A 22,082-nucleotide genomic window follows, 5' to 3' on the forward strand; every position below is an offset into this window, starting at 1 on the left:
GAGAGCCCACTTCACCCCAGAGCCGAATTCTTGCTGGTCAGGATGCGCTCCCAGGCAAGCGCATCGGCAACGATCCGGTCGAGGTTGTCGCGCTGCGGGGTCCAGCCGAGCTCGCCGCGCGCCAGCTCCGAATTGGCGACGACCGCGGCGGCGTCGCCGGCGCGGCGATCGCCCATCCGTACCTCGAAATCATGGCCGAAGACGCGGCGGACGCTGTCGATGACCTCGAGCACCGAATAGCCGTGGCTGTAACCACAATTGGCGACCAGGCTCGATCCGCCGGCACGCAGCCGCTGAAGCGCCAGCCGATGCGCCGCCGCCAGGTCGCTGACGTGGATATAGTCGCGCATGCAGGTACCGTCCGGCGTCGGATAGTCGGTGCCGAACACCTGCATGAAGGGGCGCTTGCCGAGCGCCGTCTCGCAAGCGACCTTGATCAGATGCGTGGCACCGGGCGTCGACTGGCCGGTGCGGCCCTTCGGATCGGCGCCGGCGACGTTGAAATAGCGCAGCGCCGTATAGCGCAACCCATGGGCAATTGCCGCGTCGCGCAGCATCCATTCGCTCATCAGCTTGGACAGGCCATAGGGCGATTCCGGCGCAAGCCGGGCATCCTCGCGCACCGGCTCCAGGCCGGCGCCGCCATAGACGGCGGCGGTCGAGGAAAAGATGAAATTGGGCACGCCTTCGCGCACCGCGGTCTCGATCAAGGTGCGCGTCTTGCAGGTGTTGTTCTCGTAATAGGCAAGCGGGTCGGCGACCGATTCGGGGACCACGATCGAGCCGGCGAAATGGATGATCGCGTCGACCTTATTGTCGCGAATGATCGAGGCGACCAGTTCCCTGTCGGCGACGTCGCCGACGACGAGCTTTGCTTCCGGGGCCACCGCCCATTCAAAGCCGGTGGAAAGCCGGTCGAGGACGACGACGTTGTCGCCCGTGTCCAGCAATTCCCAGACCATATGGCTACCGATATAGCCGGCCCCGCCTGTCACCAAAACCGTCATCCGCATCCTCGCTATTCATGATTTGTCGGAACTGTCTCAAACGCCGCCTTACTGGAAAACCTGCCGCCAGGCCATTAGAACCTGCGGTAACCGGTCTCATCGGCGCGTGGCATTGTCGTGAAACAAGATTGATCCACATCAAGGGAATAGGCCACGTTCCGTGGTCGTTAGGAACAGGCTCGGGGCGTGGCATTTTGACCAAAAAGGCCAGGTGGACGACGAATGGGCCAATGACTATGATCCCGCGCAAAACTGGGAAGGCGACATGAACTATCAGCGGTTTTTCGAGGAAGCGATCGACCAGCTCCATGCGGAGCGTCGCTACCGCGTCTTCGCCGACCTTGAGCGTATCGTCGGGAAATTCCCGCGCGCCATCTGGCGCGCCAATGGCCGCGCCGAGGAAATCACCGTCTGGTGCTCCAACGACTATCTCGGCATGGGCCAGCATCCCGACGTCATTGCCGCGTTCCAGAAGGCGGCAGGCAAGATGGGGTCGGGGGCCGGCGGCACCCGCAACATCTCCGGCACCAGCAACCCGCTGGTCGAGCTCGAACTGGAGCTGGCCGACCTGCACGACAAGGAAGCCGCACTGGTTTTCACCTCCGGCTTCGTTTCCAACGAGGCGTCGATCTCGACCATTGCAAAGCTGCTTCCCAATTGCCTGATCATCTCGGACGAGCTCAACCACGCTTCGATGATCGAGGGCGTGCGGCGCTCGGGCGCCGAGAAGAAGATCTTCCGCCATAACGACGTCGCGCATCTCGAAAGCCTGCTGCAGACAGCCGGCCGCGAGCGCGCCAAGCTGATTGTCTTCGAGAGCGTCTATTCAATGGACGGCGACATCGCGCCGATCAAGCAGATCGTCGATCTCGCCGAGCGCTACAACGCCATGACCTATATCGACGAGGTCCACGCCGTCGGCATGTACGGGCCGCGCGGCGGCGGCATCACCGAGCGCGAAGGGCTGGCCGACCGCATCGACATCATCGAGGGCACACTGGCCAAGGCGTTCGGCACGCTTGGCGGCTACATCGCCGGCAACACTGCGGTGATCGACGCGGTGCGCTCCTATGCGCCGGGCTTCATCTTCACCACGGCGTTGCCGCCGGCGATCGCCGCCGCGGCAACCACCTCGATCCGCCATCTCAAGCGCTCGCAGGCCGAGCGCGATGCGCAGCTGCGTCAGGCGACACGGACCAAGCAAGTGCTGGCCGCGGCCGGCCTGCCGGTGATGGAGTCGCCTACCCACATCGTGCCCCTTCTGGTCGGCGATCCCGAGCTCTGCAAGATGGCCAGCGACCGCCTGCTCGGTGTGCACGGCATCTACATCCAGCCGATCAACTACCCGACAGTGCCGCGCGGCACCGAGCGGCTGCGCATCACGCCTACACCGTTCCATTCGGACGCGTTGATTGCGTCCCTGCAGGACGCGCTGGTCGAGACATGGGATGCGTTGGGGATTCCCTACGGTTCGGCGGGCCGACCGTCGGTCGCCAAGAGCGACCGCGTCATTCCGCTGCTGGTGCCGAAGTCGGGCGGCTGAAGGTCGTTTAAAACTCTACGCCGAGAACCATTTGGTCGTCAGAGCGAAGTCGCTCAGACAGTCTTCATCCATTTCGCCAGCCTATTTGCCGCTTCCTCGAGCTGGTCGAGGCGGCGGTGGAAGCACAGCCTGAGGAAGGCTTCGCCGCCGGGGCCGAAGGCGGTGCCGGGAGCCAGGCCGACATTGGCGCGGTCGACCATGTCGAAGGCGGCAGCGCGGGAATCGGAGATGCCATCGACCGCGAAGAACAGATAGAATGCGCCCTGCGGCACGGTGAACCGCGCCCTGCCGGTTTCGGCGAGAATGCCGCAGACCAGGTCGCGTGCCGCCCTCGCCCGCTCCACCTGCTCGACGATGAAGGCGTCGCCCTCATCCAGGGCAACGACGGCGCCGCGCTGCATGAACTGCGCAACGCCGGAAGTCGAATACTGGACCAGGTTCTCAAACACCTGCTGCAAGGCGGGATGAATCTTGATCCAGCCGATGCGCCAGCCGGTCATCGCCCAGTTCTTGGAAAAGGAATTGACGAACAGGATGCGGTCCTCATCGGCCATGATGTCGATGAAGGACGGCGCGCGGCCATGGCCGTAATGAAACAGCGAGTAGATCTCGTCGGCGATGATCCACAGGCCCCTTTCACGGGCAAGATCGAGGATCGCCTGCAGCGTCTCCTTGTCGGCGGTCCAGCCGGTCGGGTTGGACGGCGTGTTGACGAACAGCGCCTTGGTCCGTGGCGTGATCGCCGCTGCGATCTTGTCGACATCGCAAGACCAGCCATTGCCCGACTCGTCGAGCGTGACCGCGACTGGAACAGCGCCCGCGACGCCGGCGGCGGCGGCGAAGTTCGGCCATGCCGGCGACAGGTAGACGAGTTCGTCGCCCTTGCCGGCCACCGCATCGATGGCCATCTGGATGGCGTGCATGCCGGAGCCGGTGACGATGAATTCCTCGTTGGCGAAAGTCTTGCCGAAATGCCTGGTGTAGTAGCGGGCGAGCGCCTGCCTGAGTTCGGGAATGCCCCGCTGCCAGGTGTAGAAGGTCTCGCCGCCGGCGAGTGCCTTGGCGGCTGCATCGGTGATGAAGGCAGGCGTCGGCAGGTCGCCCTCGCCGGCCCAGAGCGGGATCATGCCGTCGCGGGCGCGGCCGCGGTTCATGACGGCGACAATGCCGCTTTCAGGCGCCGCCCGCGCTTCGGCGCGCAGAGTATCGATCAGGGTCATGGATGGGTCCGTTTTCGTTTGCTCGACTGCTAGCGTGTTTCAGGGCGGACGAAAACAGAAAACCCCGGTCGCTTGCGGCCGGGGTTTTGGTCCAGGGAATCTGTCTTCGAACTATTTCCTGGCGAGGAGATCGCGAATTTCGGTGAGGAGGGCGACGTCGGCCGGTGGCGGAGCGGCCGGCGCAGCTGGCTTCTCACGCTCTAGCCGTTTGCGCAGATTGTTCACCGCCTTGACCATCAGGAAGATGATGAAGGCGAGAATGAGAAAATTCAGTGCCACGGTGATGAAGCTGCCATAGGCGAAGACCGCGCCCTGTTTCTTTGCCTCAGCCAGCGATGTGGCGTTAACGGCCGAGGACAAGGGCAGAAAGTAGTTGTTGAAGTCCAATCCGCCCAAAATCGCCCCGATGACCGGCATGATGATGTCGTCGACCAGCGAGGTGACGATCTTGCCGAAGGCAGCGCCAATGATGACGGCGACGGCCAGGTCCATCACATTGCCCCTGGAAATGAATTCCTGAAATTCTTTCAGCATTCGACGCCTCCTTGTCCTGACCGGCCGTGCTGCCGTCCACCCTTCGGCATCGACCGGCGGGCAGAATAGCAAAAACCTGCGGTTGCAACAGGATCAAAAGCTGGTTTCAGCCGGTCACGATTGCCCGACGCAGCCGATATAATACGCCGAAAGCCGCGATGGACTTGATCGCCAAGCTGTGATTGCGTCTGGAAGGCTGGATGAAAAAACCGGCGCAGGGAGGAAGTTCGAGGCGTGCAGGGCTGGTTCATCGTCATCATCGCGATCGCCTATGTGACGTTGCTGTTTGCTATCGCCAGCCTGGGCGACCGGCGCTCGACGTCATCGGGGCCTGGCCGCGCCCGGCCCTTCATCTATGCGCTCAGCCTCGCCATCTACTGCACCTCCTGGACTTTCTTCGGCTCGGTCGGGCTGTCCTCCGAGCGCGGCCTGGAGTTCCTCGGCATCTATATCGGGCCTGTTCTGGTGTTCGTGTTCGGCTTTCCGCTGCTGCAGCGCATCGTCAGGCTGGCCAAGACCGAGAAGATCACCTCGATCGCCGACTTTCTCGGTGCCCGCTACGGCAAGAGCTTCGCTGTTGCGGCGATCGCTACGCTGATCGCGACCATCGGCGCCGTGCCCTACATCGCGCTGCAATTGAAGGCGATCTCCGGCTCGGTCAGCCTGATGGTCGAGCACTATACCGGCTCGCCGCCGTCCTTCGATCCGTTCGTCAGTGACATCTCGCTGGTCGTGGCCATGCTGCTGGCGCTGTTTGCGGTGCTGTTCGGCACGCGCCATGCCGATGCCACCGAGCACCAGGACGGGCTGGTGCTGGCTGTGGCGGTCGAGACCGTGGTCAAGCTCGCCGCCTTCCTGGCGATCGGCCTGATGGTCACGTTCCTGATCTTCGGCGGGCCAGGCGATATGTTCGACCAGCTCGCCGAAAACACGCAGGTGCGCCAGGCGATGGGCTACAACACCTCGCTCGCCACCTGGCTGGTGCTGACATGCCTGAGCGGCTTTGCCATCCTCATGCTGCCGCGCCAGTTCTACGTCACCATCGTCGAAAACCGCAGCGAGGCCGAGCTGCGCACCGCGACATGGGTGTTTCCGCTCTATCTGGTGGCAATCAACCTGTTCGTGCTGCCGATCGCATTGGCCGGCCTGGAACTGGTCGGCCCCAGGACCAGCAGCGACCTTTACGTGCTGTCGCTGCCGCTGTTCAGCGGCCACGACGTGCTGGCCATGGCCGCCTTCATCGGCGGGCTGTCGGCGGCGACCGCAATGGTGATCGTCGAAAGCGTCGCGCTGTCGATCATGATCTCCAACGACCTGGTCATTCCGCTGTTCGTGCGCCGGCTTCTGCGGACCACGACATCCGAGAACGAGGACTGGTCGACGCTCATCCTCAATGTACGGCGGGCGGCGATCTTCATCATGCTGTTCATCGCCTTTCTCTACTACCGCGAGAGCACCAACAGCGCGCGGCTGTCCTCGATCGGCCTGATGTCGTTCGCCGCGATCGCACAGTTCGCGCCGGCAATGATCGGCGGCCTGGTCTGGCGCGGCGCCAACGGCCGGGGTGCGGCGCTTGGCATGGTCGCCGGCATCGTCGTCTGGAGCTATACGCTGCTGCTTCCCTCGCTCGTCGCGCCCGATACCGGCATCCTCGTCCACGGCCTGTTCGGCTTCGATGCATTGCGGCCGCAGGCTCTTTTCGGCACCGTCGCCGAGCCGCTGAACCATGGCGTGCTGTGGAGCCTATCGATCAACACGCTCTTTTTTGTGTTCGGCTCGCTGTCGCGCGCCTCTGTGCCGCTGGAACGCATCCAGGCGTCGATCTTCGTGCCGCGCGAAGCGGGTCCGCTGCCCAGCCTGCGCCGCTTCCGCACCACCATTACCGTCAACGACCTCAAGGACACGATCGCGCGCTATCTCGGTGTCGAACGGACCGAGCGGTCCTTTCAGTCGTTCGAAAAGAGCAGCGGCACTTCACTGCTCGGCAACGAACAGGCCAGCATGGATGTCATCCGCTTCTCCGAGCAGCTTCTGGCCAGTGCCGTCGGCTCATCCTCGGCGCGGCTGATCCTGTCGCTGCTGCTGCGCCGCAACGACCGCGAATCCAAGGACGCCTTCCGCCTGCTCGACGATGCCACCGAGGCGCTGCAGCACAATCGCGATCTGCTGCAGATCGCACTCGACCAGATGGAACAGGGCATCACTGTCTTCGACCGCGATTTCCGGTTGATTTGCTGGAACCGCCAGTACCGGGCGCTGTTCGACCTGCCCGACGAGATGGGCCAGGTCGGCGTCTCACTCGATCGTATCCTGCGCCACCTTGCCGAGCGCGGTGACATACCGGCAGACCAGCGCGTCACCATGCTCAACCGCCTGACCAGCTTCGTCAGTCCATGGCAGATGGAGCTGAAGACAAGCGGGCGCATCCTGGAATTGCGCTCCAATCCGATGCCGGACGGCGGCATCGTCGCCACCTACGCCGACATTTCCGGACGTGTCGAGCAGGATCTGGCGCTGAAGCGCGCCAACGAATCCCTGGAACAGCGAGTGAAGAGCCGCACCGCCGAGCTCACCCGCGTCAATGAGGAGCTGGCTCAGGCGCAGATGCTGGCCGAGGAGGCCAATCTCGGCAAGACCCGCTTCCTCGCTGCCGCCGGCCACGACATCCTGCAGCCGCTGAACGCCGCCCGCCTCTATTGCTCGTCGCTGATCGAGAAGACCGGCAAGGGACCTGCCGGCAAGGCGGCGATGAACATCGAATCGTCGCTGGAATCGGTCGAGACCATCCTCGGCGCGGTGCTCGACATTTCGCGCCTCGATGCCGGCGCGATGAAGCCGGACGATACGAGCTTCGGCCTCGACGGGCTGCTGCGCCAGATCGGCAACGACTTCCGGCCGCTTGCCGCCGAAAAGAAGCTCGAACTCTCGATCATGCCGTCGTCGCTCAGCGTCATGACGGACCGCAATCTGCTGCGCCGGCTGATCCAGAACCTGGTTTCCAACGCCATCAAGTATACGCGCCGTGGCCGCATCCTGGTCGGCGTGCGGCGGCGCGGCGAACTGGCCGAGATCCAGGTTATCGACACCGGCATCGGCATTGCCGGCGACGAGCTCAACACCGTGTTCCGTGAATTCACCCGGCTCGACGAGGGCGCACGCGAGGCGGAAGGCCTCGGCCTTGGGCTCTCCATTGTCGACCGCATCGCCCGCGTCCTGCGCCTCGAAATCCGGATCTTCTCCAACCCAGGCAAGGGCACACGCTTTTCCGTGTTGCTGCCGGTGGTGGCCGTGCAGGCACCGCGGCGCGAGGCCGAGGCGAAGCCGCCTGCCCGTGCCGCGGCCTCGCTTGCCGGGCTCCATGTGCTCTGCATCGACAACGACGCCCGCATCCTCGACGGCATGCGGCTGCTGCTCGAGGGCTGGGGCTGCAGCGTCGACACGCTTTCCGGCGCGGAGGATCTCGACAGATCCGGCATGCATCGGCCGGACATCGTGCTTGCCGACTATCATCTCGACAACAGGACCGGCCTCGAATTGATCGCCCAGTTGCGTGCGATCCATGGCGAGGACCTGCCGGCCGTGCTGGTCACCGCCGACCGCTCCAGCGAGGTTCGCGCCGCCGCCGGCAGGCTCGACGTGCCGGTGATCAGCAAACCACTGAAACCGGCGATGCTGCGCTCGATGATGGCCAGGGTCAGGCCGCTGGCGCCGGCGGCCGAATAGGAATCAGCCGGCCGTCTGCAGCGGGTCGCTGCCGATTTTGGACAAAAGGATGACCGCCTGCGTGCGGCTGTCGACGCCGAGCTTCTGCAGGATGGCCGAGACATGCGCTTTGATCGTCGCTTCGGAGACCCCGAGCTCATAGGCGATCTGCTTGTTGAGCAGTCCCTCAGCCAGCATGCCGAGCACGCGCGTCTGCTGCGGGGTCAGCGCCTGCAGCCGCTTGATCAGGTCGGAAATCTCGGGATCGCGCTCGACGCCGAGATCGATGCCGACGGGAGCCGCGATATCGCCTGCGAGCACCGACTGCACCGCATTGCGGATCTCCTCCATGCTGGCCGATTTGGAGATGAAGCCGGAGGCGCCGAGATCGAGCGCGCGCCGGATCGTCACCGGATCGTCATGCGCCGAGACCACCATCATCGGCACCGCCGGATGGATGCCGCGCAGCGAAATCAGGCCGGAAAGACCGCTTGCCCCCGGCATCGAGAGATCGAGCAGCACCAGATCGACATCCTCATTGGCCAGGACAAGCGCCTTGGCGCTTTCGAAATCGCCAGCCTCGTGAATGGCGGCAACATCTCCGATACCCGCGAGTGCCTCCCTCAATGCACCGCGAAAAAGCGGGTGATCATCGGCAATGACGAATGTGTAGCCCAACGGTGATATCCCTCCCCGAATCCCGTTGGCGATGTTCCGCCTTGCAGGATCTGAACGATTGTAACGCTACGCCTGCCGTCCGGCGTGGGCGGCTTGCTATTCCCGCCCCAGGTCTTTTGCGAATTGCCTAGGTCTTTTGCGAATTGAGCTTGGCGCCGTCGTCGTCCTTGTCCATGTCCTTGACGATATCCATGAAGCTGCGCAGGAAGCGCTCCATGTAGCCCATCGTCTTGTTGAAATCCTCCTCGCTGGGCAAAGTCGATTCGAAACGGGCGGCAAGCGAATTTTCGAGCTTGGCGACGCGTTCGTCGAGCGCCTTCACCGAACTTTGCAGCCGGTCGACCTCATCTTGTAGGGCGGCACGTTCGTCGGCCGCCGTCTTGCAGACGAGCTGGCCGGAGCGTTCCTCGCAGAGCGACATGGCGCCGGTTTGCGTATCCATGCGGACATAGCCATTGGCCGATTTCTCCAACCGGTAGCGATCGGCTTCCTCGGAAAAGGCCGACGCCGCGACAAGCGACACCAGTGCTGCGGGGATCAAGACGTGTTTCAGACGCATGTTTTCCTCCATGAGCCAGTCAGCGCAATCTATCACAGTTTGCGCCTGAAATGGGGATGAACCTGAAATGGGGAAGAACACGGGCCTGCCCTTCCCCGCGTGGTCGGTTCGGACTATAGCGCAACGATGTCCGAGATCATCTACAAGATAGTTCCCGAGGCGCTGTGGCGCGAGGCTGAAAGAGAAGGCGGCTTCACCGGCGCGCCGATCGACGTCGCCGACGGCTTCATCCATTTGTCTACCGCCGGGCAGGTTCGGGAAACGGCGGTCAAACATTTCGCCGGCCAAAGCCGGTTGCTGCTGGTCGCCGTCGATAGCGGGCGCCTCGGCGATGCGCTGAAATATGAGGTCTCGCGCGGCGGCGCCCTGTTCCCGCATCTCTATGGCGGGCTCGGCCTCGATGCGGTCGTTTCGGTGCAGGCATTGCCGCTCGGCGTTGACGGCCGGCATGAATTCCCGGCGCTGGAGGCCGAATGAGCGCGTTCGACCGGATCGGCCAGAAACTGCTGTTCACGCTCGATCCGGAAACCGCGCATGGACTGTCGATCGCCGCGCTGAGATGCGGGCTGCCGGTCGCCGGTCGTCCGCCGCAGGACAACAGGTTAAAGATCAGCCGTTGCGGGCTCGATTTCCCGAACCCGCTCGGCATGGCCGCGGGTTACGACAAGAATGCCGAAGTGCCGGACGCGCTGCTCGGCCTCGGCTTCGGCTTCGCCGAGGTCGGCACGATCACGCCGCTGCCGCAGACGGGCAATCCAAAGCCACGCATCTTCCGGCTGCCTTCGGAGGGGGCGGTGATCAATCGGCTGGGCTTCAACAATGAGGGCCACGCCGCCGCGGAGAAGCGCCTTGCCGCCCGCAAGGGCCGCCCCGGCATCGTCGGGATCAACATCGGCGCCAACAAGGACAGCGCCGACCGCGTCAGTGATTATGAGCGCGGCGTGATCCGGTTCGCGCGATATGCCGGCTATCTGACGATCAATATCTCCTCGCCGAACACGCCGGGCCTGCGCAACATGCAGGCGCGCGACCAGCTTGGAGAGCTCCTGTCGCGGGTCATGGCTGCGCGTGCGGCGACACCGGCAAAACCGCCCGTCTTCCTCAAGATCGCTCCGGACCTGGTCGAGCCCGAGCTTGAGGACATCGCCGCCGAGATCACCGACAAGCAAATGGACGGCGTCATCGTCTCCAACACCACGATCGCGCGAGCCGGCCTGAGCAGCGCCGGCTTTGCCGGCGAGACCGGCGGGCTTTCGGGGAAACCCTTGTTCGAACGCTCGACGATCATGCTGGCTAAGATGCGAAAACTGCTTGGCCCGGATCCCACCATCATCGGCGTCGGCGGCGTCGATTCCGCCGAGACGGCGCTGGAAAAGATCCGTGCCGGCGCCGACCTCGTGCAGCTCTACACCGGCATGATCTATGCCGGGCCTGCGCTGCCGGGGCGTATTCTTTCCGGCATGGTCCGTTTCATGGACAGTCAACGGCTGAAGTCGCTGCGCGAGCTTCGCGACAGCCGCCTCGATCAATGGGCGGCGAAACCGCTTTAGCGTTCAGTTAAAGGCTGTGCGCACCCGCAGCCGCAATATGGCGAGCAGGCTGAAGCCGCGTACCAGCAGGAAGACATGCAACGCCGCCCACAGGCCGTGATTGCCGAAGGCCGGCGCCAGGATCACCAGCGCGGCGCTGAACGCCAGGAATGACAACAGCATCATGTTGCGCATGTCGCGCGACCATGTTGCGCCGATGAAGACACCGTCCATCTGGAAAGCCAGCACGCCGCTGAGCGCGGTGAACGCCGCCCAGGGCAGGTAGATGTTGGCAATGGCGCGGACGTCCGTCGAGGTTGTGATCAGGGCGACGAGATCGGTGCCCTCCAGCAGGAAGAAGAGCGTCGCCGCGCCCGCCAGCCCGAGCCCCCAAAGCAGCGTTAGCCGCACCGCCTGGTTAAAGGCGGTGGCGGCGCGCGCTCCGATGGCGCGGCCGGCGAGCTGCTCGGCGGCTGTGGCGAAACCATCGAGGAAATAGCCGGCAACCAGGAAGAGGTTCATCAGCACGGCGTTGGCGGCCAGCGTCAGCGTGCCGAACTGCGCGCCTTGGCGCGTGAACAGCGCAAAGGCGGCGAGCAGCGAAAAGGAGCGGATCATGATATCGCGATTGAGCGACATCATGCGCAGGAATGCCGGCAAATCGAGGACGCGGTGGCGCGGCAGCCTGGGCGCCGCCCAGAAGCGCCGGCCGACGATGGCGAGACCCAGCAGCATGGCGACGAATTCGCCGGTGAGCGTCGCCCAGGCGACGCCGGCGACGCCCCAGCCGAGCTCCAGGCCAAGCAGGAAGCAGAGGGCGATGTTGATGCCGTTCAGTATCAACTGCAGCATCAGCCCGAGCCCGCCCTCGCCGCGCCCAAGCACGTAACCAAGGATGGCGTAATTGATCAGCGAGAACGGTGCTGCGAGCATCCTGATGCGGATATAGACGTCCATCGCCGCGCTGACGCGCGGCTCGGCGCCTATGAACCGTTGCCCGGCGGTGGAGACCAGCGGCGCAAGCGCGGCAAGCACGACGCCGGCGACGACCGCGATCAGCACGGCGCGCCAGAACACCGCCTGCTCCTCCAGCGCATCGCCGCGCCCGAAGGCCTGGGCGACGAGGCCGGTGGTGCCGGAGCGCAGGAAATTGAAGGTGGTGAAAACGACGTCGAAGATCAGGGCGCCGGCCGCCAGGCCGCCGAGAAGGGCGGCGTCGCCGAACTGCCCAACCACCGCCGTGTCGACAATTCCGAGCAACGGTGTCGTCAGATAGGCAAGCGTCATCGGCACGGCGATGGCGAGCACCGAGCGGTTGGTGACGACAAAGGCCCTGGCTTCGGTGGCGTGGGCTTCCGTGGGTAAAGCCTGCTCCAAACGCGTGTTGCTTTCCGTTGCGGCTTGATCGGCCAGCCGATGTGCCCCAGTTTGCGGACCTCGCGCAACCATCCACCCCGTTATGGTCAACCGAAACCCGCCTCTGGCGCACCGGCCGCCCCATGCCCTTGCAGATCGTTCATCATCCCGACTACGACGCCGGCTTCGCCGTCAACCACCGCTTCCCGATGAGCAAATATCCGCTGCTGATGGACGCCTTGCGGGCACGCGGCCTGGCGCAGCCCGAAGCGCTCAACATGCCGGAGGCGGCGCGGCCATCATGGCTGAAGCTTGCCCACGCGGTCGACTATGTCGACCAGGTGCTTGCCTGCGAAGTGCCGGTGGCGATCGAGCGCGAGATCGGCTTTCCCGTGGGGCCGCGGGTTTCGCTGAGGGCGCAGCTCGCAACGGCCGGCACGGTGCTGGCAGCGCGGCTGGCGTTGCTGAGCGGCATCGCCTGCAACACCGCCGGCGGCAGCCATCATGCACGGCGCGCGCAAGGCGCCGGCTTCTGCACCTTCAACGACGTAGCCGTTGCCGCGCTGGTGCTGCTCGCCGAAGCTGCTGTCCAAAACATCCTGGTCGTCGACCTCGACGTGCATCAGGGCGACGGCACGGCGGATATCCTGAACGACGAGCCGCGCGTGTTTACCTTCTCCATGCATGGCGACCGCAACTACCCCGCGCGCAAGATCGCCTCCGATTTCGATGTCGCCCTGCCCGACGGCGCCGGCGATGCAGCCTATCTGGAGCGGCTGGACGCCATCCTGCCGGAGCTGTCGGCGCGAAGGCGCTGGGACCTCGTCTTCTACAATGCCGGCGTCGATGTCCATGTCGAGGACCGGCTCGGCAGGTTGTCGCTCACGGATGACGGGCTGCGCGCCCGCGACGATATGGTGATCCGCCATTTCCGCACGCTTGGCATACCGGTATGCGGCGTTATCGGCGGAGGCTATTCGACGGATGTCGCAGCACTTGCTGCACGGCACGCCATCCTGTTCGAGGTGGCGGCGGGCTACGCCTGAAAATTCACTTCCGGTAGTTAGCGATCCTGAGCAGGATGAAGGCCGGCACGACGATCGCGGCACCGAGCAGGATGTAGCCGAGAAAGCGGTCGATGGCGTGGAAGCCCAAATTCCACAGGTCGATGAAGAATTTGCGAATGCCATAAAGCACATCCATCGGCGACCAGCCGAAGGCATTCATGACCAGCCCGACGAGGAACGACACCACAAGCAGCTTCAGGATCACCCGGAGCGGCGTATCGCCGAGAAAGCGGTTCAGTGCGGACAAGCCTGTCTCCACGGTCGGGTGCCACGATTCGGCACATGCCCAGAAATACGCAGTTGGTCGCGCTGCATCAAGCCGCGCCCTCAAATCGGATTGCGCATCGGCGCCGGGCCATGATATCGGAGGAACCAGCGCGGGTATGATGTAATGGTAGCTTGTCAGCTTCCCAAGCTGAACGCGCGGGTTCGATTCCCGCTACCCGCTCCAGCTTTTGGCCCCGGTGCATTGCACTTGTTCTGGCCAAGCTGAAAACCAGCGGATTTATAGGCAGTTTTACAGCCCGGCTGGCCGTCTTTCATTTGTTTGGCCGATGTGCCAGTTCGTGGAATATCTCACATTGAGGGTCGGCGGGGCCTCGAATGACCCCAACCGGAAAGTCTACCCTTTGCCCGCTGGCTTCTGCTGGCGGGCTTTTTTGAGCATCAGGCAGTAGTGGCCGACGTGCATCGGCGCCGCTGCTGGCGGGCCTGTCCGGTCGTCTGGCCGGCCACGGGATGCGCCCGCTACCCGCTCCAACCCTCAGCCCACCTCTCGCAAAATAAAATCGTGCAGCATCTTGGCTGCCGGTGACAGCGCGCGGTTCTTCACCGTGATCAGGCTGTAGGGCCTGACCTCGATGTCGAATTCAGTCTGGACGACATCGATAGCGCCGGCCAGGCCTTCGGGGTTCTGGATGAACTTCGCGACCTGGATCGACACCGGCGCGATGGCGTCGGATTGCGCGACCATGACCAGAGTCAATAGCAGCGAGCTGGTGTTGAGGATGCGGTCCGGCAGCGCGATGTTTCGGTTCAGGAAATTACTCTCCATCGCCTGGCGCAGCGGCGAGCCGCCCGACTGGAAAACCCAGTCATAGGCGGCGGTGTCTTCCAGCCGCACCGCCTTGCCCTTGGTCAGCGGGTGGCCGCGGCGCACGATCAGGCAGGCTTTCTCGACGCCGATGACGCGCGCTTCGAACAGCCGCGGATTGAGGTCGTCGGGGATGCGGGCGATGATGAAATCGTGGCGCGAGGCGATCAGCTCGCGCGCCAGGACGTTCGAGGTCTCGACCTGCATGGTGATTTCGATGCGCGGATAAAGGCGCCGGATTTCGCGGATCGCCGGCACCGCCAGCTCGATCGCCGGTGCTGTCACCGCGCCCAGGAACACCGAGCCGCCTTTGCCCGCCTTGAGCTCGAAAATCTCGCGGTCGACCTCGCGCATCTCGAGCAGGATCGATCGCGCGCGCCGTGCCAACGCCTTGCCATAGGGTGTCAGCGTGATGCCGCGCGGCAGCCTTTCGCAGAGCTTGACGTCGAGCACGGCCTCCATCTCGGCGATCATGCGCGAGGCCGCCGGCTGCGAGATGTTCATGACCTGGGCCGCGGCGCTCACCCGGCCGTGCTCGTCGAGGGCTGCGATCATGCGCATGTGACGCAGGCTCAAGCCGCTGCGCAGCAAGGTTCCGCCATCACCCGGAATTTCATCGTAACTGGCTGATATTCCGTCAGGATTTCGCAGCGCCGCCATGATTCTTCCCTACTCTTACGCCCGGCGCCCCGGCAAAATCCGGCAGCGTCGTCACTAGCCTAAGCCATATCAGTCTCGATATAGCAACCATCAAAGATCGCATTTGACAGTTATGGCAAAGCGACACACCCTTCGCGCGTCCTGAGGCTTGACGGTCGGTGACGAGGGAAAACTCGTATCGATGAAACCAGAGTCTCGGGGCCGATTGGGAGGATACCGGAGATCGATTGACGGCAGCGGCGCGTTTGGCGCTCCTGCACGATTGCGCGGCCCACGAAACCCAAGGGTACGCGTCCATCAACCAGGGAGAGTTAATGTGAAGATTGTCAAGACACTGGCCGCCGTCGCGGCCCTAGGCATCGCGGCCATGACGCTGCCGGCGCAGGCGGGCGAAGGCCTGATCGGCGTGCTGATGCCCACCAAGACCTCGCAGCGCTGGATCAACGACGGCGACGCCGTCAAGTCCCAGCTCGAGGCTCTGGGCTACACTGTCGACCTGCAGTACGCGCAGGACGACATTCCGAACCAGCTCAGCCAGCTGGAAAACGAGATCACCAAGGGCCCGAAGGCGCTGATCATCGCTTCGATCGACGGCACCACGATGGGCGATGCGCTGCAGAAGGCGAATGACGCCGGCGTTGTCGTCGTCGCTTACGACCGCCTGATCAAGAAGACGCCAAATGTCGACTACTACACCACCTTCGACAATTTCGGCGTCGGCGTCATCCAGGCCAAATCGCTGCTCAAGGGTCTCGGTTATCCCGAGAAGAAGGGCCCGTTCAACATCGAGCTGTTCGGCGGTTCGCCGGACGACAACAATGCGTTCTTCTTCTATAACGGCGCCATGTCGGTTCTTCAGCCGCTGATCGACGACAAGACCCTCGTCGTGAAGTCCGGCCAGATGGGCATGGACAAGGTCGGCACGCTGCGCTGGTTGGCGGCAACCGCCCAGGCCCGCATGGACAATCTGCTCTCCGCCAACTACTCGGACGGCAGCCGCGTCGATGGCGTGCTCTCGCCCTATGACGGCCTGTCGCGCGGCATCATCGCTTCGCTGCGCGCCGTAGGCTACGGCACCGCCGATCAGCCATGGCCGATCGTCACCGGACAGGACGCCGAGACCGCTTCGGTCAAGGCGATCATCGCCGGCGAACAGTATTCGACCGTGTTCAAGGACACCCGCGAACTCGCCAAGGCGACGGTCGAACTCGTCGACAAGGTGCTCTCGGGCGGCAAGCCGGAAGGCCTCGACACCACGACCTACAACAACGACGTCAAGGTCGTTCCCTCGATCCTGTTGACACCGCACGACGTCGACAAGTCGAACTATCAGGCCCTGGTGGTCGACTCCGGCTACATCAAGGCCGAAGAGCTGAAGTAATCGCGGTTACAAAGCCTGGGGTCCTGCGCAGGCAGGGCCCCTTTTCGTTGGCGAGCCAGCCCGGTATTGTTTGCGGACCTCGCAGGAGTGGTATTCTCAATGGCATCGACGATTTTGGAGATGCGCGACATCACCAAGACGTTTCCCGGCGTCAAGGCGCTGTCGAACGTCAAGCTCATGGTCGAGGAAGGCGAGATCCATGCCGTGGTCGGCGAGAACGGCGCCGGCAAGTCGACGCTGATGAAGGTGCTGTCGGGTGTGTATCCGTCCGGCACCTATGACGGCCAGATCATCTATCGCGGCGATGAGTGCCATTTCAAAGGCATCCATGACAGCGAGCGCAAGGGCATCGTCATCATCCACCAGGAGCTTGCGCTGGTGCCGATGCTGTCGATCGCCGAAAACATCTTTCTCGGCAACGAGCACGCCAGATACGGCGTCATCGACTGGAATGCCAATGAGGCGCGCACCAGCGCCCTGCTCAAGAAGGTCGGCCTCAAGGAAGACCCCAACACGCTGATCACCAATATCGGCGTCGGCAAGCAGCAGCTGGTCGAGATCGCCAAGGCGCTCAGCAAGGAAGTGAAGTTGCTCATTCTCGACGAGCCGACCGCGAGCCTGTCCGAAAAGGACAGCCAGGCGCTGCTCGATCTGCTGCTCGAATTCAAGCGGCAAGGCATCACTTCGATCCTGATCTCGCACAAGCTCAACGAGGTGAACCGGGTCGCCGACAAGGTCACCATCATCCGTGACGGGCGGACCATCGAGACGCTGGCCAAGAAGGACATCTCGGAGGACCGCATCATTACCTCGATGGTCGGCCGTTCGCTCGACGACCGCTATCCGCCGCGCGAGCCGAAGATCGGCGAGACCGTTCTCGAAGTGAAAAACTGGTCGGTCTACCACCCCATCCATGCCGAGCGGCAGGTCATCAAGGGTATCAACCTCAACGCCCGCAAGGGCGAAGTGGTCGGCATTGCCGGGCTCATGGGCGCCGGCCGGACCGAGTTTGCCATGAGCCTGTTCGGCCGCTCCTATGGCCGTCGCATCACCGGCGAGGTGTTCCTCAACGGCAAGCCGATCGACGTCTCTTCGGTGAGCAAGGCGGTGGAACACGGCATCGCCTACGTTACCGAGGACCGCAAGACCTACGGTCTCAACTTGATCGACCACATCAAGCACAACATCACGCTGGCCAACCTGCCCGGCGTGTCGCGCCACGGCGTGATCGACGATTTGCGCGAGCTTTCGGTCGCCAACGATTATCGCGGCAGGACCAATATCCGCGCCTCGAGCGTCTACCAGATGACCGGCAACCTTTCTGGCGGCAATCAGCAGAAGGTGGTGCTGTCGAAATGGCTGTTCGCCAATCCGGAAGTGCTGATCCTCGACGAGCCGACACGCGGTATCGACGTCGGCGCCAAGTATGAAATCTATACGATCATCGCGCGTCTCGCCTCCGAGGGTAAGGCAATCATCGTCATCTCGTCGGAAATGCCCGAACTGCTCGGCATCACCGACCGCATCTACGTCATGAACGAAGGACGCATCGTCGGCGAAATGGCGGCAAGCGACGCCAGCCAGGAAAAGATAATGCGCGCCATCGTCCGCGGAGAAGGAAAAGCATCATGAGCACCGAAAGCGCTCCCGGGCCGCAGACCGGCGTTGCCCAGGATCTACAACAGGGACCTCGCATTGCCGTCTCGGCGCTGGTCACCAACCTGCGCGAATACGGGTTGGTGCTGGCGTTGATCGCAATCATGGTGTTCTTCCAGTTCACCACGTCCGGAACGCTGTTCAAGCCGGTGAACCTCAGCAATCTCGTGCAGCAGAACAGCTTCATCATCGTGATGGCGCTGGGCATGCTTCTGGTGATCGTTTCGGGTCACATCGATCTCAGCGTCGGCTCCGTCGCCGGCTTCATCGGCGCACTGGCGGCGATGATGATGGTCATCTGGCCGCTTGGCCCATTGAGCAATCCGCTGGTGGTGTCGATCATCTGCCTGATCGTCGGTGGTGCGATCGGCGCGGCACAAGGCTACTGGATTGCCTATCACCGAATACCGAGCTTTATCGTCACGCTGGCGGGCATGCTGATCTTCCGCGGCATCTGCCAGGCGCTGCTGGGTGGCGGGTCTTCCGTAGGGCCGCTTCCCGTCGGCTTCAAGGCGCTCAGTTCCGGCTTCATTCCGGACCTGATCGGCCCATTGACGCTGATACCGCCAACCGTGAACGCCGCCGGCAAAACCATTGTCGGCAGCGGCCTGACGCTGCACCTGACGACGATCGTGATCGGCCTCGTCGCCGTGCTCGCCTATGCCTATTTCGGGCTCAGGGCACGGCGCACCCGCGAAAAGCATGGCTACGAAGCCGAGCCCTTCTCGCTGTTCGTCGTCAAGACCCTGGTGATCAGCGCGCTGGCGCTGTTTCTCGTCTACCAATTCGCCACCTATAGGGGCCTCCCCATCGTTCTCATGGTGATGGGCGTGCTGATCGCGTTGTTCGTCTTCGTTACCAAACGCATGACGATCGGCCGTCGCATCTATGCGATGGGCGGCAATGCCAAGGCAGCCCAGCTATCGGGCATCAAGACCGAACGGCTGACGTTGATGGTGTTCGTCAATATGGGCGTGCTGTCGGCACTCGGCGGCCTGATTATCGCAGCGCGCCTGGGGCAGGCTGTGCCGGCGGCCGGCCTCGGCAGCGAGCTCGACGTCATCGCCGCGGTGTTCATCGGTGGCGCTTCGGCGATGGGCGGCGTCGGCCAGGTGATCGGCGCGGTGGTCGGCGGCTTCATCATGGGCGTCATGAACAACGGCATGTCGATCATGGGCGTCAATGTCGATTGGCAGCAGGTGGTCAAAGGCCTGGTGCTGCTCGGCGCCGTCGTCTTCGACGTCTACAATAAGAACAAGGCTTGAGAGGCAACCAGGAGGCATACGGGTCACATCGCGGCGCTGCCGGGCGGCGCAAAGAAGTCCCCCCGAGGGACCTGATCCGCGAGCGCAATCCGGACGAAGAATTTCAACCGAGGCGCGGACAGGGTCCGGGCCGCGCGGGGCAGGGTTTGCCGAGAAAGGGCAGGCCAGCCCACAATTCAGAGAGGGTTACCATGCTGATCTCACAAATCCTCGACGACGCCGAGACGATCCGCGTCGTTGCCCGCAACGGCGGCAAGACCCGCGTCATCAACGGCGCCCGCAGCGTCTATTCGCTGGCGATGGAAGCCGCGCGTACCGGCAGCGGGCTTGTCGCCCTGATCGAGCGCAAGGGCTTCGGCGAAACCGTCGATCTCGACGCAGCCTACAAGAAGGGCCGGCTGCTGTCGCCGATCAACCATCCCGATCCGGCGCATCTCCATCTCACCGGCACCGGGCTGACGCATCTCGGCTCCGCCGCGACCCGCGATTCCATGCACAAGAAGCTCAGCACGGACGGCGAGGAACAGCTGACCGATTCCATGAAGATGTTCCGCATGGGGCTTGAGGGCGGCAAGCCGGCGAAAGGCCAGACCGGCGTGCAGCCGGAATGGTTCTACAAGGGCAACGGCACCATGGCAGTAGCGCCCGGGGCGGCGCTTATGTCGCCCGCCTTCGCTCAGGATGCCGGCGAGGAGCCGGAAATTGCCGGCATCTATGTGATCGGTGACGACGGCGCCCCGTTCCGTGTCGGCTTCACCCTGTCGAACGAGTTTTCCGACCACGTCACCGAGCGTGTGAACTACCTCTTCCTCGCCCATTCCAAGCTGCGCAACGCCTCGTTCGGGCCGGAGATCCTGATCGGCGACCTGCCGTCCGACATCCGCGGCGCTTCACGCATCCTGCGCGACGGCAAGCTGCTTTGGGAAAAGCCGTTCCTGTCGGGCGAGGCGAACATGTCGCACACCATTGGCAATCTCGAGCATCACCACTTCAAATACTCGGCCTTCCGCCAGCCGGGCGACGTGCATGTGCACATGTTCGGCACGGCGACGCTGTCCTTCGCCGACGGCATCAGGACCGAGGCCGGCGACGTATTCGAAATCGAGGCGCAGGATTTCGGCCTGCCTCTGCGCAACCCGCTTGAAATCGAGCAGCCGGTGAAGGTGGCGGTGAAGGCGTTGTAAACTGGTGACATAATTCAGGGGCGAGAAATGAACGGCCTGCGGATTGGCACCGTGTTCGTAAGTTTAGTCCTGTTCCTCGCCTATTTCTCCCCAGCGGCTTACAGCGCCGGACAATGCAGCGCAAAATCCTATCGCGAGGCCCGGATGTCGATGACTAACCGGCTTCTGGCCACCGGCTATTCGAAATCGCAAGTGAGCTTTCTGATGCGCAACGCGGATCGCATGACGTCCGCACTCCGCGCTGACAGACTGAACGACAATGGCAGAGCCTGCGGTGTCGACTCCGCCAGAGCCCATGTGCTGGGATGTATCGACAAGCAGTTGTTCCCCTTGCAGTCCACCTCAAGCGCCTCACTTGACGACGAGAAGCAAACCAGAGGATTTTGGGGGAAGAAGCGATTGGCAGTGCGAGAACTGCTCTTTGTCGGTCAGTTTCATGGCTGCCTTGGCGCCGCGAAAGAATATCTGTTTCGCGGCTGACGGCTTGCGAACAACCTCAGCGCGCGGCGCGGAAATGCTTGGACAATTTCAGACCCTGCGCCTGATAGTTCGAGCCTAGATCTGTTCCGTAGAGTGCCTGCGGCCGTTTCAGCATGTGCTCGTAGACCAACCGTCCGACGATCTGGCCGTGGTCGAGGATGAACGGCACTTCGTGGCTACGCACCTCGAGCACCGCCCGGCTGCCGGTGCCGCCCGACGCCGAATGGCCGAAACCCGGGTCGAAGAAACCGGCATAATGGACGCGGAACTCGCCGACCAGCGGATCGAAGGGCGTCATTTCGGCCGCGTAGAGCGGCGGCACATGCACCGCCTCGCGCGACACCAGGATATAGAATTCGTCCGGATCGAGCACCAGCTCGCCGGCACCGCTCTTGTAGAGCGGCTCCCAGAAATCGACGACATCCTGCGCGGCGCGCTTGTCGACGTCGACCAGGCCGGTGTGGTGCTTGCCGCGATAGCCGACCAGCCCGTCCTTGTCGCCGTCGAGGTCGATCGATAGCGCGATGCCCCCGCCTGAGATGTTGGGTGGTTCGGTGGCGACCAACATTTCGGCGCGGTGCAACTCGTGCAGCTCGTTTTCCGACAAGAGCGCATTGCCGGTGCGGAACCTGATCTGCGACAGCCGCGAGCCGGTCCGCACGACGATCGGGAAAGTGCGCGGGCTGACCTCCAGATAGAGCGGGCCTTCATAGCCGGCGGCGATCTTGTCGAACTCGTGGCCACGGTCGGTCATTACCCGGGTGAAGATATCGAGCCGTCCGGTCGAGCTTTTCGGGTTGGCGGAGGCGGAAATATGCGCGGGCAGCGCCAGGCTTTCGAGCAGCGGCACGATGTAGACGCAGCCGGTTTCCAGCACGGCACCTTCGGCGAGGTTGATCTCGTGCAGCTTCAGCCGGTCGAGCTTGTCGACAACCCTGTAGTCCGGGCCGGGCAAGAAGGAAGCACGCACCCGCCAGGCCTTGTCGCCGAGCCTGAGGTCAAGGCTGGCCGGCTGGATCTGATCGGCATCGAGCGTGCGCGGCGATTTCAGCGCGCCCGTCTGGAACAGCGCGGAAATATCCTGATCGGGAAGAATGCCTGTCTGCCGCAAGGGTCTGGCTCCGTTCGAACGCCGGGCGAGGTCTTGTTCTGTCGCAGGTCCGACCGT

At 63.4% G+C, this 22,082-nt stretch carries 19 protein-coding genes and 1 tRNA gene; 11 read left to right on the forward strand and 9 right to left on the reverse strand.

Features of this window, described 5'->3' with window-relative positions; translation table 11 throughout:
* Positions 1-11: 11 nt before the first annotated feature.
* On the reverse strand, positions 12-1,007 hold the full coding sequence (galE, locus tag NKI52_RS12325) for a UDP-glucose 4-epimerase GalE (RefSeq protein WP_352572219.1): 996 nt from the start codon (positions 1,005-1,007) through the stop codon (positions 12-14).
* Positions 1,008-1,272: 265 nt separating this feature from the next.
* On the opposite strand from galE, the gene hemA reads away from it, so the two are divergent.
* Positions 1,273-2,550, forward strand: coding sequence for a 5-aminolevulinate synthase (hemA, locus tag NKI52_RS12330; RefSeq protein WP_352448656.1), 1,278 nt, complete (start codon positions 1,273-1,275; stop codon positions 2,548-2,550).
* Between the two features lie 53 nt (positions 2,551-2,603).
* On the opposite strand, the gene NKI52_RS12335 is transcribed toward hemA, so the two are convergent.
* Positions 2,604-3,770 (reverse strand): pyridoxal phosphate-dependent aminotransferase, encoded by a 1,167-nt coding sequence (locus tag NKI52_RS12335; RefSeq protein ID WP_352698125.1) that lies wholly within the window; start codon positions 3,768-3,770, stop codon positions 2,604-2,606.
* Between the two features lie 111 nt (positions 3,771-3,881).
* Positions 3,882-4,304 carry a large conductance mechanosensitive channel protein MscL gene (mscL, locus tag NKI52_RS12340; RefSeq protein WP_352635705.1) on the reverse strand — a complete coding sequence of 141 codons (423 nt, stop codon included), beginning with the start codon at positions 4,302-4,304 and terminating at the stop codon, positions 3,882-3,884.
* Between the two features lie 234 nt (positions 4,305-4,538).
* On the opposite strand from mscL, the gene NKI52_RS12345 reads away from it, so the two are divergent.
* The gene (locus NKI52_RS12345) at positions 4,539-8,027 is read left to right on the forward strand and encodes a PAS domain-containing hybrid sensor histidine kinase/response regulator (RefSeq protein WP_352698127.1); all 3,489 of its coding nucleotides are present in this window, start codon (positions 4,539-4,541) and stop codon (positions 8,025-8,027) included.
* A 3-nt stretch (positions 8,028-8,030) separates the two neighbouring features.
* Here NKI52_RS12345 and NKI52_RS12350 read toward each other — a convergent pair whose 3' ends face one another.
* Both NKI52_RS12350 and NKI52_RS12355 read right to left on the reverse strand, forming a co-directional pair.
* Positions 8,031-8,693: a response regulator transcription factor gene (locus tag NKI52_RS12350; protein ID WP_031211969.1), complete on the reverse strand. Its 663-nt coding sequence runs from the start codon at positions 8,691-8,693 to the stop codon at positions 8,031-8,033.
* Between the two features lie 118 nt (positions 8,694-8,811).
* On the reverse strand, positions 8,812-9,243 hold the full coding sequence (locus NKI52_RS12355; protein WP_023677367.1) for a hypothetical protein: 432 nt from the start codon (positions 9,241-9,243) through the stop codon (positions 8,812-8,814).
* Positions 9,244-9,369: 126 nt separating this feature from the next.
* On the opposite strand from NKI52_RS12355, the gene NKI52_RS12360 reads away from it, so the two are divergent.
* Positions 9,370-9,720 carry a DUF952 domain-containing protein gene (locus NKI52_RS12360; protein WP_352698129.1) on the forward strand — a complete coding sequence of 117 codons (351 nt, stop codon included), beginning with the start codon at positions 9,370-9,372 and terminating at the stop codon, positions 9,718-9,720.
* On the forward strand, positions 9,717-10,793 hold the full coding sequence (locus NKI52_RS12365) for a quinone-dependent dihydroorotate dehydrogenase (protein ID WP_352698130.1): 1,077 nt from the start codon (positions 9,717-9,719) through the stop codon (positions 10,791-10,793). The genes NKI52_RS12360 and NKI52_RS12365 overlap by 4 nt, the downstream gene beginning before the upstream one ends.
* Positions 10,794-10,796: 3 nt before the next feature.
* Here NKI52_RS12365 and NKI52_RS12370 read toward each other — a convergent pair whose 3' ends face one another.
* Positions 10,797-12,221, reverse strand: a complete 1,425-nt coding sequence (locus tag NKI52_RS12370) for an MATE family efflux transporter (protein WP_352698256.1) — start codon at positions 12,219-12,221, stop codon at positions 10,797-10,799.
* Between the two features lie 50 nt (positions 12,222-12,271).
* Between NKI52_RS12370 and NKI52_RS12375 the strand changes: the two genes are divergently transcribed.
* On the forward strand, positions 12,272-13,174 hold the full coding sequence (locus tag NKI52_RS12375; protein ID WP_352698132.1) for a histone deacetylase family protein: 903 nt from the start codon (positions 12,272-12,274) through the stop codon (positions 13,172-13,174).
* 4 nt (positions 13,175-13,178) lie between these two features.
* Here NKI52_RS12375 and NKI52_RS12380 read toward each other — a convergent pair whose 3' ends face one another.
* The gene (locus tag NKI52_RS12380) at positions 13,179-13,442 is read right to left on the reverse strand and encodes a DUF6460 domain-containing protein (protein ID WP_023677362.1); all 264 of its coding nucleotides are present in this window, start codon (positions 13,440-13,442) and stop codon (positions 13,179-13,181) included.
* Positions 13,443-13,572: 130 nt separating this feature from the next.
* Between NKI52_RS12380 and NKI52_RS12385 the strand changes: the two genes are divergently transcribed.
* Positions 13,573-13,646: transfer RNA gene (locus NKI52_RS12385), tRNA-Gly, on the forward strand.
* Between the two features lie 312 nt (positions 13,647-13,958).
* Here NKI52_RS12385 and NKI52_RS12390 read toward each other — a convergent pair.
* Positions 13,959-14,948, reverse strand: coding sequence for a LysR family transcriptional regulator (locus tag NKI52_RS12390; protein ID WP_352448650.1), 990 nt, complete (start codon positions 14,946-14,948; stop codon positions 13,959-13,961).
* Positions 14,949-15,264: 316 nt separating this feature from the next.
* Between NKI52_RS12390 and chvE the strand changes: the two genes are divergently transcribed.
* From chvE to NKI52_RS12415, 5 genes are all read left to right on the forward strand, one after another.
* Positions 15,265-16,329 (forward strand): multiple monosaccharide ABC transporter substrate-binding protein, encoded by a 1,065-nt coding sequence (gene chvE / locus NKI52_RS12395; protein WP_023677360.1) that lies wholly within the window; start codon positions 15,265-15,267, stop codon positions 16,327-16,329.
* Positions 16,330-16,428: 99 nt separating this feature from the next.
* Complete coding sequence (mmsA, locus tag NKI52_RS12400; protein WP_023677359.1) at positions 16,429-17,961, forward strand: multiple monosaccharide ABC transporter ATP-binding protein; 1,533 nt, start codon at positions 16,429-16,431, stop codon at positions 17,959-17,961.
* A complete protein-coding gene (mmsB, locus tag NKI52_RS12405) occupies positions 17,958-19,250 on the forward strand; it encodes a multiple monosaccharide ABC transporter permease (protein ID WP_352576990.1) in 1,293 nt (430 codons plus the stop codon). The genes mmsA and mmsB overlap by 4 nt, the downstream gene beginning before the upstream one ends.
* A 191-nt stretch (positions 19,251-19,441) precedes the next feature.
* Positions 19,442-20,434: an AraD1 family protein gene (gene araD1, locus NKI52_RS12410; RefSeq protein WP_292659523.1), complete on the forward strand. Its 993-nt coding sequence runs from the start codon at positions 19,442-19,444 to the stop codon at positions 20,432-20,434.
* 27 nt (positions 20,435-20,461) lie between these two features.
* Complete coding sequence (locus tag NKI52_RS12415; protein WP_352698135.1) at positions 20,462-20,914, forward strand: hypothetical protein; 453 nt, start codon at positions 20,462-20,464, stop codon at positions 20,912-20,914.
* 16 nt (positions 20,915-20,930) lie between these two features.
* Here NKI52_RS12415 and NKI52_RS12420 read toward each other — a convergent pair whose 3' ends face one another.
* On the reverse strand, positions 20,931-22,025 hold the full coding sequence (locus NKI52_RS12420; protein ID WP_352698137.1) for a 2'-deoxycytidine 5'-triphosphate deaminase: 1,095 nt from the start codon (positions 22,023-22,025) through the stop codon (positions 20,931-20,933).
* Positions 22,026-22,082 lie beyond the last annotated feature (57 nt).

Source organism: Mesorhizobium sp. M0590 (assembly GCF_040320905.1).
GTDB lineage: Bacteria > Pseudomonadota > Alphaproteobacteria > Rhizobiales > Rhizobiaceae > Mesorhizobium.